Source organism: Azospirillum sp. A29 (assembly GCF_042604625.1).
GTDB classification, from domain to species: Bacteria; Pseudomonadota; Alphaproteobacteria; order Azospirillales; family Azospirillaceae; genus Azospirillum; species Azospirillum palustre.
On the sequence record NZ_CP170466.1, the window covers coordinates 725,243 to 738,743 of the forward strand.

At 68.4% G+C, this 13,501-nt stretch carries 12 protein-coding genes; 5 read left to right on the forward strand and 7 right to left on the reverse strand.

Annotation, left to right across the window (positions count from 1 at the left end):
* Positions 1 to 162 precede the first annotated feature (162 nt).
* Complete coding sequence (locus ABNQ38_RS18290) at positions 163 to 708, forward strand: fasciclin domain-containing protein (protein WP_109047435.1); 546 nt, start codon at positions 163 to 165, stop codon at positions 706 to 708.
* 57 nt (positions 709 to 765) lie between these two features.
* On the opposite strand, the gene ABNQ38_RS18295 is transcribed toward ABNQ38_RS18290, so the two are convergent.
* The 5 genes from ABNQ38_RS18295 to ABNQ38_RS18315 all read right to left on the reverse strand — a co-directional run bounded on the left by ABNQ38_RS18295 (position 766) and on the right by ABNQ38_RS18315 (position 7,042).
* Positions 766 to 4,323 carry a tetratricopeptide repeat protein gene (locus tag ABNQ38_RS18295; protein ID WP_377809625.1) on the reverse strand — a complete coding sequence of 1,186 codons (3,558 nt, stop codon included), beginning with the start codon at positions 4,321 to 4,323 and terminating at the stop codon, positions 766 to 768.
* A 1-nt stretch (position 4,324) separates the two neighbouring features.
* Positions 4,325 to 5,056 carry a flagellar motor protein MotB gene (locus ABNQ38_RS18300; RefSeq protein WP_377809626.1) on the reverse strand — a complete coding sequence of 244 codons (732 nt, stop codon included), beginning with the start codon at positions 5,054 to 5,056 and terminating at the stop codon, positions 4,325 to 4,327.
* Positions 5,053 to 5,907 (reverse strand): hypothetical protein, encoded by an 855-nt coding sequence (locus tag ABNQ38_RS18305; protein ID WP_377809627.1) that lies wholly within the window; start codon positions 5,905 to 5,907, stop codon positions 5,053 to 5,055. The genes ABNQ38_RS18300 and ABNQ38_RS18305 overlap by 4 nt, the downstream gene beginning before the upstream one ends.
* A 4-nt stretch (positions 5,908 to 5,911) precedes the next feature.
* The gene (locus tag ABNQ38_RS18310; protein ID WP_377809628.1) at positions 5,912 to 6,619 is read right to left on the reverse strand and encodes a protein phosphatase CheZ; all 708 of its coding nucleotides are present in this window, start codon (positions 6,617 to 6,619) and stop codon (positions 5,912 to 5,914) included.
* A gap of 294 nt (positions 6,620 to 6,913) precedes the next feature.
* Positions 6,914 to 7,042, reverse strand: a complete 129-nt coding sequence (locus ABNQ38_RS18315) for a hypothetical protein (RefSeq protein WP_280177257.1) — start codon at positions 7,040 to 7,042, stop codon at positions 6,914 to 6,916.
* A gap of 362 nt (positions 7,043 to 7,404) precedes the next feature.
* Here ABNQ38_RS18315 and ABNQ38_RS18320 point away from each other — a divergent pair, with 362 nt between their 5' ends.
* A complete protein-coding gene (locus ABNQ38_RS18320) occupies positions 7,405 to 8,427 on the forward strand; it encodes a patatin-like phospholipase family protein (RefSeq protein ID WP_377809629.1) in 1,023 nt (340 codons plus the stop codon).
* 130 nt (positions 8,428 to 8,557) lie between these two features.
* The gene (locus ABNQ38_RS18325) at positions 8,558 to 10,138 is read left to right on the forward strand and encodes a matrixin family metalloprotease (protein ID WP_377809630.1); all 1,581 of its coding nucleotides are present in this window, start codon (positions 8,558 to 8,560) and stop codon (positions 10,136 to 10,138) included.
* A gap of 30 nt (positions 10,139 to 10,168) precedes the next feature.
* Here the strand turns inward: ABNQ38_RS18325 and ABNQ38_RS18330 are convergent, their stop codons facing one another.
* The gene (locus ABNQ38_RS18330) at positions 10,169 to 11,152 is read right to left on the reverse strand and encodes an SAM-dependent methyltransferase (protein ID WP_377809631.1); all 984 of its coding nucleotides are present in this window, start codon (positions 11,150 to 11,152) and stop codon (positions 10,169 to 10,171) included.
* Positions 11,153 to 11,385: 233 nt separating this feature from the next.
* Here ABNQ38_RS18330 and ABNQ38_RS18335 point away from each other — a divergent pair, with 233 nt between their 5' ends.
* Complete coding sequence (locus ABNQ38_RS18335; protein ID WP_377809632.1) at positions 11,386 to 11,655, forward strand: bacterioferritin-associated ferredoxin; 270 nt, start codon at positions 11,386 to 11,388, stop codon at positions 11,653 to 11,655.
* 497 nt (positions 11,656 to 12,152) lie between these two features.
* Positions 12,153 to 12,458 carry a hypothetical protein gene (locus ABNQ38_RS18340; RefSeq protein ID WP_109047427.1) on the forward strand — a complete coding sequence of 102 codons (306 nt, stop codon included), beginning with the start codon at positions 12,153 to 12,155 and terminating at the stop codon, positions 12,456 to 12,458.
* Positions 12,459 to 12,537: 79 nt separating this feature from the next.
* Here the strand turns inward: ABNQ38_RS18340 and era are convergent, their stop codons facing one another.
* Positions 12,538 to 13,443, reverse strand: a complete 906-nt coding sequence (era, locus tag ABNQ38_RS18345; RefSeq protein ID WP_377810096.1) for a GTPase Era — start codon at positions 13,441 to 13,443, stop codon at positions 12,538 to 12,540.
* Between the last annotated feature and the right edge of the window lie 58 nt (positions 13,444 to 13,501).

Below are 13,501 nucleotides of genomic sequence, written 5' to 3' on the forward strand. Positions count from 1 at the left end.
AGGACGGATCGAAGCACGGACGTATACCACCAAAGAATTACGTCCTTCGCCTTCGAGAAAATCGGCGATCCGTTTAGAAATCGCTGTGATCCGAGCGAAAGTATCCTCCGTAACGGTGTTGTGTCCGCGGGAAGCGGACCTTCACCGACATGAGGGAATGCTATGAAGAAGGTTGCCACCGTGGCGATCGCCACCCTTCTTTTTGCCGGTTGCGCCAATGCGGCCATGGAGAAGATGGTCGGCGGCGCGCCGATGTACCCCAGCAAGACCATCGTGGAGAACGCGTCCCAGTCCAAGGACCACACCACGCTCGTCGCCGCCGTGAAGGCCGCCGGGCTGGTCGACACGCTGAGCGGCAAGGGGCCCTTCACCGTCTTCGCACCGACCAACGAAGCCTTCGCCGCATTGCCCGCCGGCACGGTCGACACGCTGCTGAAGCCGGAGAACAAGGGCCAGCTGACCAAGGTCCTGACCTATCACGTCATTCCCGGCAAGCTGGACGCCAAGGACATCGTGGCGGACATCAAGAAGGGCAACGGCAAGGCGATGCTGAAGACGGTGGAAGGCATGCCGCTGACCTTCACCCAGTCCGGCGATGCCGTGATGGTCGCCGACGCGTCCGGCAACACGGCCCGCGTCACCATCGCCGACGTCCAGCAGTCCAACGGCGTCGTCCACGTCATCGACAAGGTTCTGCTGCCGAAGTAACGGCCGGACAGGCGGGCAGCACGAAGCCGGGAGTAATACCCGACATTCCGCGCCGATTTAAGATGTCGGCTTGTCTGCGGATTGCTTGCCGCCGCGATACTGCTTCAAAAACTTCTTGAACATATCCACTTCCGCGACGCGGGAGCGGATCGTGCCGACGTCGATCAGGCCCATCGCCTGTTCGGGGCGGGTCAGAATGCGGAAAGCATCCTCGTTCGGCCCGCCCTTCATCGACCCTTCGAAATCCTTTTTCAGCAGGTTCAGCCCGTTGCCGTCGCCTGCCAGCGCCAGCGCGACGGCACGGTTCAGCACAAGCTGGGACATGTTGGGGTCGAGCGGCTTGCCTGGCGCGGGCGGCGCCCCGATCACCTTGTTCAGCGCCAGCGCCGCCGCATCCCACTTCTGCCCCTTCCAGGCGATGTCGACGCGCAGCAGGTTGGCGTTGGTGCTGTCGTCCTGGGCCAGAATCTGCATCGCCTCGTCGCCGCGGTTCAGCTCCGCCAGCGCCTTGGCCTGCATCAGCCGCCGCTCCGCCACCAGATCGGCCGGCAAGCCGGCGACGTTCGACAGTTCAAGCGCCTTCAGCGCCTCTTCCGGCTTGTTGTCGAGCAGCCGGACCGAGGCCAGCCGGGTGCCGACCCGCGCCTTGTCCAGCCCGGACAGGCGGAATTCGACCTGATGCTGCAGCAGGTCGGCGGCGCGGTTCAGCAGGTCGATGGAAATCAGCCGTTCCGCCAGCTGCCGGATGATCTCGTCGCCGGCCTCGCCCACCGGGGTCAGCTCGCGGAACTGGTCGTAGAGCTGCATGGCGTCGAGCGTGGGCAGGCGCTGCGCCCCGTCCTTGTAGAGGTCGGCGAAGATGCGCGACATCTCCTTGGTGATCGCCTCGGCTCGCGGCGTGTCGGCGACCAGGGCCGCCGTTTCCTTCATCGTGTTGAAGCCCTTGGCATATTCGCCGCCGGCAATCAGCACCTCGCCCATGCGCGAGCGGATCTGCATCTCCAGGTCGTCGCCACGCCAGGTGAAGGTCAGGCCGGCCAGCTGCTCCGCCGCCGCGGTCGGCGACATCTTGCCTTCCGACAGCTCCAGATTGGTCAGCGCCAGCCCGGCCTTGGCACGGTAGAAGCGGTCGTAGCTGTTGAAGGCGGCGGTCAGCTGCTGGCGCGCCTGGTCGATCTCGCCGGTCTGTGCATAGAGCAGGCCGCGCAGATACTGGGTCTGCGGGTTCTCCTCCTGATCCGGGCCGCCATGCTCGATGACGCGGTCGAACAGCCGCTTGGCGGTCGCGGTGTCGCGCGTCTCCAGCGCCGCTTCGGCCGCCCGCAGCCCGAGCTTGCCGAGCATCGGATCGGGATAGCTGTTCAGAATCTGGCCCGACGCCTTGAAGCCGGCCATCGCCTTGGGCCAGTCGCGGCGGTCGGCGGCGATGGCGGCGCGCCACAGATTGGCTTCCGGATTGCCGGCAAGCGAGGGGATCGACAGGTCGGCCTCGCCGCCGTCGAGATCGCCGGTCAGCACGCGGGCAGCGCCGCGCAACGCCCGGAATTCCGGCCATCCCTCCAGGTCGGGCTGGTTCTGTTGCAGCACGTCCAGCAGGCCGAGCGTCTCCTGCCCGAACCCGTTGGCGAAATAGAAGCGCGCAAGGTCGAGCTGCGCCTTCGCCCGTTCCGATTCCGGCGCGTTGACGACGGCAAGCTGGAGGTCCTGCCGCGCCTCGGTGAAATGGTCGAGGTCGCCGCGCTTCCAGGCCGGCAGGTTGAACAGCCGGCGACCCTGCATCTGGGCGGGCTGGGCCTTCGGCGGCTCCATGGTGGCGGACGACCCGCCGGCCGGCGGCGCCGGCATCGGTGCGGCGGCCAGCTGCGCCGGAACCGGCTGGGGAGCGGAAGCCGCGGGCGGCGGCGGTGACGCCGCGTTGCCGGCATCGGCGGTGGGCGAGATGTGCAGGCCGCCGGCCGTGGTCAGCTCGACCCCCTCCTTGATCGCCCGCACCGTCACATTGTCGGAGATCGGCCGCACCACCACGCCCTGGTAGGAGGCCATGACCTCAAGGTCAGGATAGCGGTGGGGTTCGGGCACCCCCTGCCCCGGGCTGGGAAGCGGAACGACCTGGATGCGGTCGCCGACGTCCGGATCGGCGAACTGCACGATGTTGGCCGCATCGGGGGCCCGCACCAGCAGCCGGGCGCCGAGCAGGAAATCGGGGTCCGGCTCCACCCGCAGATCGCCGGTGCTGCCCATGTTGGCGGGGCGGGCGGAGGACAGGATGCGCCATGTGGTGCCCTGCCGCTCCACCGTCGGCCACACCATCGGGCCGATCTTGGTGCGGAAGACGCTGCCACCGGTCGCCGGCACCGGCTCCACCGCGCCCATCAGCTCGGCACCGGGACCGCTGAGCTTGCCGGCACCGATGGGCATCGGCCGGTCGAAGGCGATGTAGAGCTGTCCCGCCCGCGGATAGACCGCGATGGAGGCCGGCCCGCCGGTGTCGAAGGTCAGCACCGGTCCCTTCGGACCCGCCGCCGGCTGGGCCTTCGCATCGGCAGGGGCGGCCGGAGCCGCCTTGGCCTCGGCCGGCGGAGCGGCGGGTGCGGCAGCGGGTGCCGGGTTGGCCGCGGCGGCGTTCGCGGCGACGGCCGACCGGCCGGAGGTGGCCGACGCCACCATGGGCGCGTCCTTGCCGCCCTCCCTGGCCACGTCCTTCGCCGGCGCAGGCTGGCTGGCGCCCTGGTTGCCCTGCCCGGCCGGCGTTCCCTGGGAGCCGGAAGCGGGCGCAGCGGCGGCTAGAGCGGCGCCGTCACTCTTGGGCAGGCCGGCACGCGACCCCGGATTGCCGACGGTCAGCACCATCGACTTGCCCGACGCGCTGTCGCTCACCTCGGCGTCCTGCGGCACGGCGAGCGTGACCGCCAGCGAACCGTCGGGCTGGCGGTAGGATTCGATGTTGCGGATGTTGCGCAGCGGTGCCTTGGGCAGGGCCGACAGGTCGGCGGTGCCGCCCTTGTCGAAGGCGACGGTCACCGCGGCGCCGTCGCGGGTCACCTTGTAGCCGACCGGGGCCGGCCAATCGAAGGTCAGCCGGCTCTGGTCGGGCTGGTCGCCCCCCTGCACCCGCAGCCGGCCGGCGGACGGCACCGGCTTCGCAGCGTCCGCCTTGGCGGGTGCTGGCGGCGCGCCCTCGGCCTTGACGGCGGCCTGCTGCGGCGCGGTCCCCGCCGCCGCAGGCGACAGATCGATGGCGACGGCGTTGCCGTTGCGGAAGCTCTTCAGCGAAACCGGGCGCTTCAGGTCGAAGGAAACCGTCTTGCCATCGGCCTCCACCCGCCCGGCGGCGAGATAGTCGGGCAGCGCCCGCACCAGCCGGTCCAACGGGGCGTCGATGGGCTCGGTGAAGGCGATGACCAGCCGGTCGCCCTCGACCGCCGCGGTGAAATCGACCTTGCCCGGCCAATCGAAGACCAGCCGGCCGAAATCCTTGTGGGTGCCGCCGCGCACCGGCACGCTGGCGGCGTCGGCCGACAGGGGGGAGAGCAGGACCGGCACGGCAAGCAGCGCCACCGCGGCGGCACAGCCGCGCAGCCAGCGCTTCCTTCGATTGCCCGAGCCGTCCGTCACCTCAATCCGCTCCTTCCTCGCGCACCACGATGTCGACCGGCAGGCGCCCCCCGCCGCCCGACACATCGCCGGTAATCCCCGCCCCGTCCACCGGCATCATCACCGCCCGCGCCACCAGATCGCGGCGATAGCCGGTCTCGCGCAGGGCGGCGGAAACGGCGACCGCCCGCGTCAGCGCCCGTTCCCAGGCGACGCCGCCGGTCGTGTCCTCACGCTCCGCATGGCCGACCAGCTCGATGCGGTTGCCGATGCGGCCGATGACGGCGCCCAGCAGGAACAGCACCCGCCGCCCCTCCTCTGTGAAGGCGGCGCCGGTGGGGTCGAACATCCGCTCGCCCGGCAGGCGGATGACCACCCGGTCATCCTCGCGCCGGACATCGACCACCGCCAGCTCCGCATTCGACCGCAGCTGGCTTCCCAGCAATGCCGCCAGATAATGCAGGTCGATGGCCGCCCTCGCCTCCACCGCCATGGCGTTGAAGGCGGCGCCGGGATCGGCCGGCCGGTCCGACGGGGCGGTGGCGGTCGAGCGTGCGGCGGGGATCGACTCCGACACGCCCTTCGCCAGACGGGTCCAGCGCTCCGCCTCGGGCTCACTCATCGAATACATCAGCACGAAGAAGGCGAGCATCAAGGAGATCAGGTCGGTGAAGCTGATCAGCCACAGCGTCTTGCGCTGGGCGCCGCCATCGTCCGCCCCCGTCCTGGCGGCGATCCGGGGAACCCGGATCATTTCCGCACCTCGGCTTTCGCCGGTGCCGCATTCGCCGGGGGGGCTTTGGCAGGCGCGGTCACGGCCGTGGCCGGTGCGGTCTTCGCAACCGGGCGGACCGCCCCACCCTCGTCCCAGCGCAGGGAGAACAGCAGCCGCACCCCGCCGGGCTCGCCACGTTCGATCCCGACGGTGACGTTGCGGGCCGGCGCCCCATCCTCGACCAGTGCGCGGGCCAGCACGCCGGCACGGGCGACCGGCCCCGGCGGCTGGCTGGGCGTTCCTGTCGGCCCGATGCCGAGCAGCGCGTCCAGCTCCACCCGTTCGCCCTGGCGCGACTGGCGGAGCGCATCGGCGATGCGGTCGATCAGCCCCTGGCGGTCCGGCCGCAGGGTCATGGTGCCGGGAACGAACAGGTCGTCGGCGGGCAGGCGCACCTCCAGCAGCTGGCCGGGGGCGACGACCTCCACCTTGGAAACCGCAACCGCGGTGGCGAACAGGGTGCCGACATCCTCCAGCCGCTGCACGGCGAAGACGGTCCCGGCGCGCGAGGCCACCGGTTCGGACCCGTCGCGCAGGCGCGGGTCGATGACGAAGCTGGGAAAGGTCCGCTCCAGCGAGGCGGCGACCGCCTTAACCTTCTGTACCGTCTGCACCGAATGGGCGTTCAGCACGATGAAGAAGACCAGAAGCAGCAGGAACAGCGACAGCAGGAGCAGGATGCTGCCGTTGTTCGGGTTGGCATGGTTATGGGAACCGCCGGCGCGCCCGGCCCGCAGCAGCAACGGCAACCCGGCGCTTCCCGTCCCCGGGGCGATGCCCTGGGCCGTGTGCCCGCCGCCGGGCCTGCTGGTGGGGGAGCCGGGCAGCATGGCGTCAGTCGAAGCTGGCCAGCAGACGGTCGATCTCGTCCTGGTCCATGGCGTTGCCCGGCAGCTGCGGGCCGTGCAGAAGCTGCTGATCGGCCTCTTCCGCGCTCATCGGCTCGAAATGCACGGCGGCCTCCGCCTCCTCCGCCGCCAGCTTCGCCAGCCGTGGGGCGTGGTTCTGGCGCACCTCGCTGCCGAAGGCGGCGACGATCATGTCCACCTTCGATTCGATGTGCTTGAGGGTGCGCACCACCTTGCTGATGCGCTGGCCGGTAATGTCCTGGAAGTTGCAGGCCTCGTAGATCGCGGTGATCTGGTCGTTCAGCTTGGCCGAGGTGCCGGCTTCCGTCTGTCCGGCGATGGCGCCGATGGCGTCGCAGGCGTCGAAGATGGCGAAGGTCGCCTTTTCCGTCGCGCCGATCACCGCGTCCAGCTCGTCCGTGGCGGTGCGGATGTGTTCGTCGCGGATTTCGGCCGGCTGGAGCGCTGCGATCTCCTGCTTGGCCGTCTCGATGTACTTGGCGAGGTCCACGACCTCCTTGTACAGGCGCAGGTCGGTGGCGGAGATGTCGCCGTCCATGCTGCCCAGGATGTTGCGGACGATGTCCGTCACCTCGTCGCGCGACAGCGGCTGTGCGGCTTCCGCAAAGGCGGTGTCGAGGCGCTGTCTCAGGAGCTTCTGTTCCGTCACGGCGGATTGGGCGGAGAAGGTCATCGGGCGTGTCCAGCGAGAGGGGCAAGGCCTTGGCGGAATGTGCCGGAACCTCCCCGGTTCGCGCCCTCCAGCGAGCGCACCGTCGGTGCCGTCCGCAGCGGAGGTTCGATGCTCCGACCGCTTGTGGCGCCCAACCGTCCAAGGAACTGTCCGAGCCGACAAAGCCTAGGACGCGAGGGTTAAGAGCCCGTAAAGATGACCCCGCCAGGGGTCCTGACACTGCGCCCGAGTTGCCGGCACGTCACACTGTGGCCGGCGCGACCGCATGCGCGCGGGCCTCGACAGCGGCGTGGCTCAGAACAGGCTGGCGGCGGCCGGCGCACCGAGGAGCGCGATCAGGACCAGCACGGTCACGGCAACCAGCCGCTCCATCGGCGACCAGCGCTTCCAGTCTTTTCTAAAGCTTTTCAGTTCGTCGGCCATGACAAACCTTCCGGGGTTCGGGAACTACATTGCAACGCAACGAAATTGCATCCGGGCCAGTTGACGCATGGTTAAAATCGCCATGGGATACGACAATGCCGGACCACTGGCACAGAATTGCCACAGTCATGCCCGGGTGACCTCTGATCCAGGTCAAAGATCGGCCAAATTTTCGACATTTCCCATCTCGCGAGCGGCGATGCCCCCGTCTCCGGCGGCGTGCCACTTCCGGCCGCTTCCGAAACCGGCCGGTAATGCCTAGATGATAAGCTCTAGATCAAGCCTCCGATGCCGGGGGCATCTGGCCTCCGATGCCGGAGGCATTTGGCCTCCAAGGCCGGGGGCGCCGACGGGAGATGCGGATGGCGAGGGGAACCGACCTGAAGATCGGGCTTGCGCTGGGCAGCGGTGCGGCGCGCGGCTGGGCGCATATCGGCGTCCTGCGCGCGCTGGAGGAGATCGGGATCAAGCCCGACATCATCTGCGGCACCTCGATCGGCGCCGCGGTGGGGGCCGCCTATCTGACCGACCAGCTCGACGAGCTTCAGGCCTGGGCGCAGAAGATGGGCTGGCTCGGCATGCTGGGCATCATCGACCTCACCTTCCGCCGCGGCGGTCTGGTGGCGGCCGAGAAGGCGTTCGGACGCTTCGACAACGAGCGCAGCAACATCCTGATCGAAAAGCTGCCGATGCCCTTCGCCACCGTCGCCACAGACCTGTCGACGGGGCGGGAGATGTGGCTGCGCGACGGCCCGCTGATGTCGGCGGTGATGGCTTCGGCCGCCATGCCCGGCCTGTTCCCGGCGGTGCGGCGCGACCATCACCTGCTGGTCGACGGCGCCCTGGTCAACCCGGTGCCGGTCTCGCTCTGCCGGGCGCTGGGGGCCGACATCGTGGTCGCGGTCAACCTGAACAGCGAGCTGTCGCCGCTGGGCCGGCCGACCGGCCGCGGGGCCGGCAACGGCAAGGGGCTAAACGGCAAGGGAATTGGCGGCAACACGGTTGCGGTCAAGGCGCCGGAGCCGGTGGTGGCGGGCGGCGATGCCGGCTCCCCCGCCCTGTCCCACCTGACCAGCCAGATCTCGACATGGCTCGGCCGCAAGCCCAGCCGGCGCACCCAGTTCCTGGCCGATCAGATCGACGACGCCCATGCCCACAGGCAGATGCCCAACGCGCTGGAGGTGATGGCCGGCTCCATCGACATCATGCAGGACCGCATCACCCGGTCCCGCCTGGCCGGCGAGCCGCCCGACGTGCTGATCGCGCCGCGGCTGGCCCATATCGGCATCCTGGAGTTCGACCGCGCCGCCGAGGCGGTGGAGATCGGCCATGCCGCCGCCTCCATGCTGCGTCCCTCCATCGAACTGGCCCTGCGCCGCGCCTGACCGGTTGCGCTGGAGGCTGTTCCCGTCTTCCGTATCAACCATATATCCCTCGTGTCCCGGCGTCCGCCCGGGCAACGTCTCCGTTTGCCCTTCCCCGTTTGCCCCCCATTCGCCGCGAGACCCAGCGTCCATGAGCCAGTCTGCCCCGTCCGACACCGTCGCCACCCTGCTCGCCGACGGAACACCGCATTGGGGTAACAACGGCACGGTGCTGGACGGCGGCTCCGTCGGTGCCGCCGCCACCGTCGCCTATGGCTTCCTGACCAGCTCGCGGCAGGTCTCCGCCACCGACTCCACCGGCTTCGCCGCCATGAACACCGCCCAGCACGCCGCCGTCCGGCAGGCGCTGGCGGCCTGGAGCGCGGTCGCCAACGTCGCCTTCGTGGAGATTTCCGACGCTGCGAGCGCGGCGGTCGCCTTCGGGACCAACCGGCAGCGCGGCCAGTCGGCGGCCTACGCCTATTACCCCTCCACCGGCACCCAGGGGGGACAGGTGTTCCTGGCCAACGACAGCGCCGGGAACACCAACCCGACGTCGGGCAGCTACAGCTACATGACCGTCATCCACGAGATCGGCCATGCGCTGGGGCTGAAGCATCCCGGCAACTACAACGCTGGCACCGACGACGGGACGGAGGGGCCCTATCTGCCGGCGGCGACGGACAATTATGCGTTCAGCATCATGTCCTACAACGAGAACGCCGCGCTGCCGTCGGGGACCTACCTGACCGGCCCCAGCCTCTACGACATCGCCGCGATCCAGTATCTCTACGGCGCCAACATGGCGACCGGGGCCGGCGACACCGGCTACGCGCTGAACACCGCCAGCTTCACCACCCTGTGGGACCCCACCGGCCACAACAGCCTGAACGGCGCCGCCCAGACGGCCGACCTGTCGCTGGATTTGCGCAGCGGCCAGTTCAGCAGCGCCGGCGGCACGACTTTCCTGGCGCTGGCCTATGGCACCAGGGTGCAGCTGGCGACCGGCGGCAGCGGCAACGACAGCTTCACCGTCAACGATCTGGGCAATGTGCTGGACGGCGGCGCCGGCACCGACACCGTGGTGTTCAGCGGCCGCCGCGCCCAGTACCGCGTCCAGCTGCTGGACGCCGGCCGCTACATCGTCAGCGGCGCCGACGGCAATGACCTGCTGACCAACATCGACTATCTGCGCTTCGCCGACGGCAGCACCGCCCTGGCGTCGATGGTGTCCGGCACTTTCGACGCGCTGCGCTACGTCGCCTCCAACAGCGACCTGATCGCGGCGCTCGGCACCAACGCCGCGGCGGCGACCCAGCATCTCATCGGTGCCGGCGTCTATGAGGGCCGCAGCCTGACCGGCTTCGATCCCTACAATTATCTGGCCGGCTATGGCGATCTGTTGACCAGCTTCGGCAGCGACGTCGCCGCCGCCACCCGCCATTACATCGAGGCCGGTAACCGCGAGGGCCGCAGCTCCACCCTGTTCGACACGCTGTCCTACGAGGCCAGCAACCCCGACCTGATCGCCGCCTTCGGCGACAACCGCGAAGCGGTGGAACTGCATTACATCGTCAGCGGCCGGCTGGAGGGCCGTTCGCTGACCCGCTTCAACGCCGCCGCCTATCTGGCGGCGAACCCGGACGTCCGCACCGCCGTCGGCGGCAACCTGACCGCCGCCAAACAGCATTATGTCAGCTATGGCTATGCCGAGGGACGGGCACTGGCCTGAACCGGCCGGCCTTCCTCATTTTGCCGGCCCTTATTTCGCCGGCCAGATCCAGGTCAGTTCGTGCTTGTTGTGGTGGAGGTGGAGCACCCGGCCGCCGGGGATCTCCGCGAAGGCGCGGGCGGTCTCATGGTCGGTTTCCGCCTGGAACTTCAACGTGCAGACGAAGCGCTTGGCGAGCCCGCTGTCCATCCACTCCTTCACCAGGCGCAGCAGGCGGGTCGGGTAGCAGATCACGTCGCAGCACAGCCAATCGACCGGGCCGACCGTCGCCGGCTTCAGGCCGAAGGCGCTCTCCTGGCGGATCTCCACCCGCGGCAGGGCGGCGATGGCCGGATCGAGCGGCGCCTTGTCGACGCTGACCACCGACGCACCCAGCTCGTGCAGCACCCAGGTCCAGCCGCCGGGACAGGCGCCGAGGTCGAGACAGCGGTCGCCCGGTCCCGGCTGCTCCCCGAACAGGGTCAGCGCCTCCCACAGCTTCAGATAGGCGCGGTTGGGCGGCGCCGTGCGGTTCTCGATGAAGGTCACCTCGCCGTTGCGGAACGGGCTGGAACAGCGTGCCGCGGCGATGATGGTGGACTCGTCGGTCAGCGTCCAGGAGCCCAGCGGCGCCGTCGGCAGGGGCGACGGGAAGACCACCGGCTTGGCCGACACATGCGGAAGGTTTTCCTGGATCAGGGCGGCGCGGCGGTGATGGCGCTGCGACCACAGCGCCCAATTGCGCTGGATGCCGCGCAGAGCCTTCGCCCCGCCCTTGATTGAGGGGAATTCGATGCGAACCGGGTCGTACCAGATGTTCTGCGCCCAGGCCGCCGGCCGGGCCGGGCCGTCGACGAAGACCAGCCGGCCGTCGACCGATGCGACGTCCCCCAGCTCCGCCACCAGATCGTCGAGGAAGCCGTCCGCCGCCAGATAGATGGTCTGGCCGAGCGGGGTCACCACCGCGCCGGGAACGGCTTGCGGGTCGGTGCCGGGGGCATTCGGGGGGGCGGCTTTGGGGGTGCTGTCGTCCATGCCCCAGGGGCTACCGCTGCCGGCCGTCGAATGCAAGCGCAAGGATGCGGTGCACCCCTTTCGGCGTGACGCGAAGGGGGCTGTGACAAAGCGTCTCGAAACTTCTTATATGCGATTGGCTCGCAATAGCGTCATTGACAACGATTCTCACTCTCAGCTATTGCTGGGCTCGGGACACCTCTTACGAAACCGATTTTCGCCGAGGGCTTATGTACGTCTGCATCTGCCACGCGTTGAACGATAAGAAGGTCAAGGCTGCGCTCGATCAGGGCGCCACGACCCCGGCCTCGGTGTTCCGCCATCACAATTGCCAGGTCCAGTGCGGCAAATGCGTTCCAACCATGCGCAGCATGGCCAGCGAACACCGCGCCACCTTCGCACAGCAGACCGCCGCTGCCGCCGCCGTTGCGACGACGCCAGTCGCCGCCCCCTGCTGCGGCTCCGCCTTGCCTGAGCCGGCCAATGCCGAGGCCATCCCCGCCTATGCCGTCGCGGCCGAGTGAAGGCGCGCACAGAGGTCTGAGACCGCCCTACCGGCAGTTCTACCACTTCCGACTTTCTGCTCAATAGTGGGTCTACAACCTCGCCTTTAGGCTGCGACAGATTGCGCGGCGACTATGATTTTTGGGCGGATTGACCCGGCATCGGCATTCCGGCACAAAAGCGTCACCAAAACAAAAGAACGTCGTCAAAATGACGGCGTATAAAAAGAGGAACGGGCCGGATGAAACCGGCCCTGGAGGAAACGCAATCCAACCAGGAAGACTTCCTTGGCCACCGGGTTTGCCTTGTCCTTGATGGGCGGGGCGGCCCGGCGGAATTTGGATTCGGACAGATATTCCGCATCTGCGAAATCGCACCGCAAAAATCGGGCGGCATCTCCCAAACGGGCGGTGCCGACTGTGGGCTTCTGTTGCGTTTTCGCAGTGTCGGCACGGGGATATCTTCACCCGACCGGCCGAGAAGTCAAAAAAGGTTGAGGATCAAAGGAGGACACTTCATGAGCCGCCGCAACCGGCAAGCTTTCGACACGTTGAGCCGTGATCTGGTGCTGCGCGCCACCGACCGCATGGAAACCCTGCGATCGATGGTGGAGCGCGCCGACAGCGACCGGCGGGAAACGTGGGAACGCACGCTCGACCGTCTCCGCGGCCTGAACAACCGCGCCATCGCCCGCATCGAGGCCGCCCATATGGCCGACGACGACGCATGGCCCTTCGCCCGCGCCCAGGCCGATCAGGCGATGATGGACCTGATGCGCGCGCTCGACGATTTCGACGGCCATCTGCGCCTGATCGCCGCCTGACCGGGCTGCGAACGGCCCCAAATGAAAAGGCCCTCTCCCGCGGGAGAGGGCCTTTTTCATGGGGCAGGACGCCCGAACATCAGGACGCCCCGAAATCGAGGCCCCAGGCCGAGTAGCGCTCCGGATCGTCGACCCAGCCTTCGCGCACCTTCACGAACAGGATCAGGTGGACGCGGCGTTCCAGCATATGGGTCAGCTCGGACCGTGCCGCGGAGCCCAGCGCCTTGATCCGCTGGCCGCCCTTCCCCAGCACGATGGCCTTCTGGCTTTCGCGCTGCACAAAGATGACCTGCGAAATCTTGACGGAGCCGTCGTCGAACTCCTCCCACACCTCGGTCTCGACCGTGGCGGAATAGGGAAGCTCCTGGTGAAGCTGGAGGAACAGCTTCTCGCGGGTGATTTCCGCCGCCAGCAGGCGCATCGGCATGTCGGAGATCTGGTCCTCCGGGAAATGCCACGGCCCGTCCGGCAGACGGTCGGCCAGGAACTGCTTCAGATGGGCGACGCCATCCTCGGTGAAGGCCGACACCATGAAGATGTCGGAGAAGATGCCCTCCTGGCGGAAGGCGTCAGCGATGCCCAGCAGGACGTCGCGCTTCACCAGATCGATCTTGTTCAGGATCAGGATGGCTTCGCGCCCCTGCTCCTTCAGTCGGGCGACGATGCTGCGGGTGTCCTCGTCGATGGAGCGGCGCGACACGTCGTAGAGCACGCCGATCACGTCGGCATCCTCCGCCCCCTGCCAGGCCGCCGCCACCATGGCGCGGTCCAGCCGGCGCTTCGGCTTGAAGATGCCGGGGGTGTCGACGAAGATCATCTGGGCATCGCCCTGGATGGTGATGCCGAGCACGCGGGTGCGGGTGGTCTGCACCTTCGGGCTGACGATCGACACCTTGCTGCCGATCATCGCGTTCAGCAGCGTCGACTTGCCGGCGTTCGGCGCACCGACCAGCGCGATGAAGCCGCAGCGCGGATGGTCCGGCATCGTCGGCAGAGGCGGCAGGACGGAGATGGGCTGCCCGCGCGGGGCGTCCTCATCATCC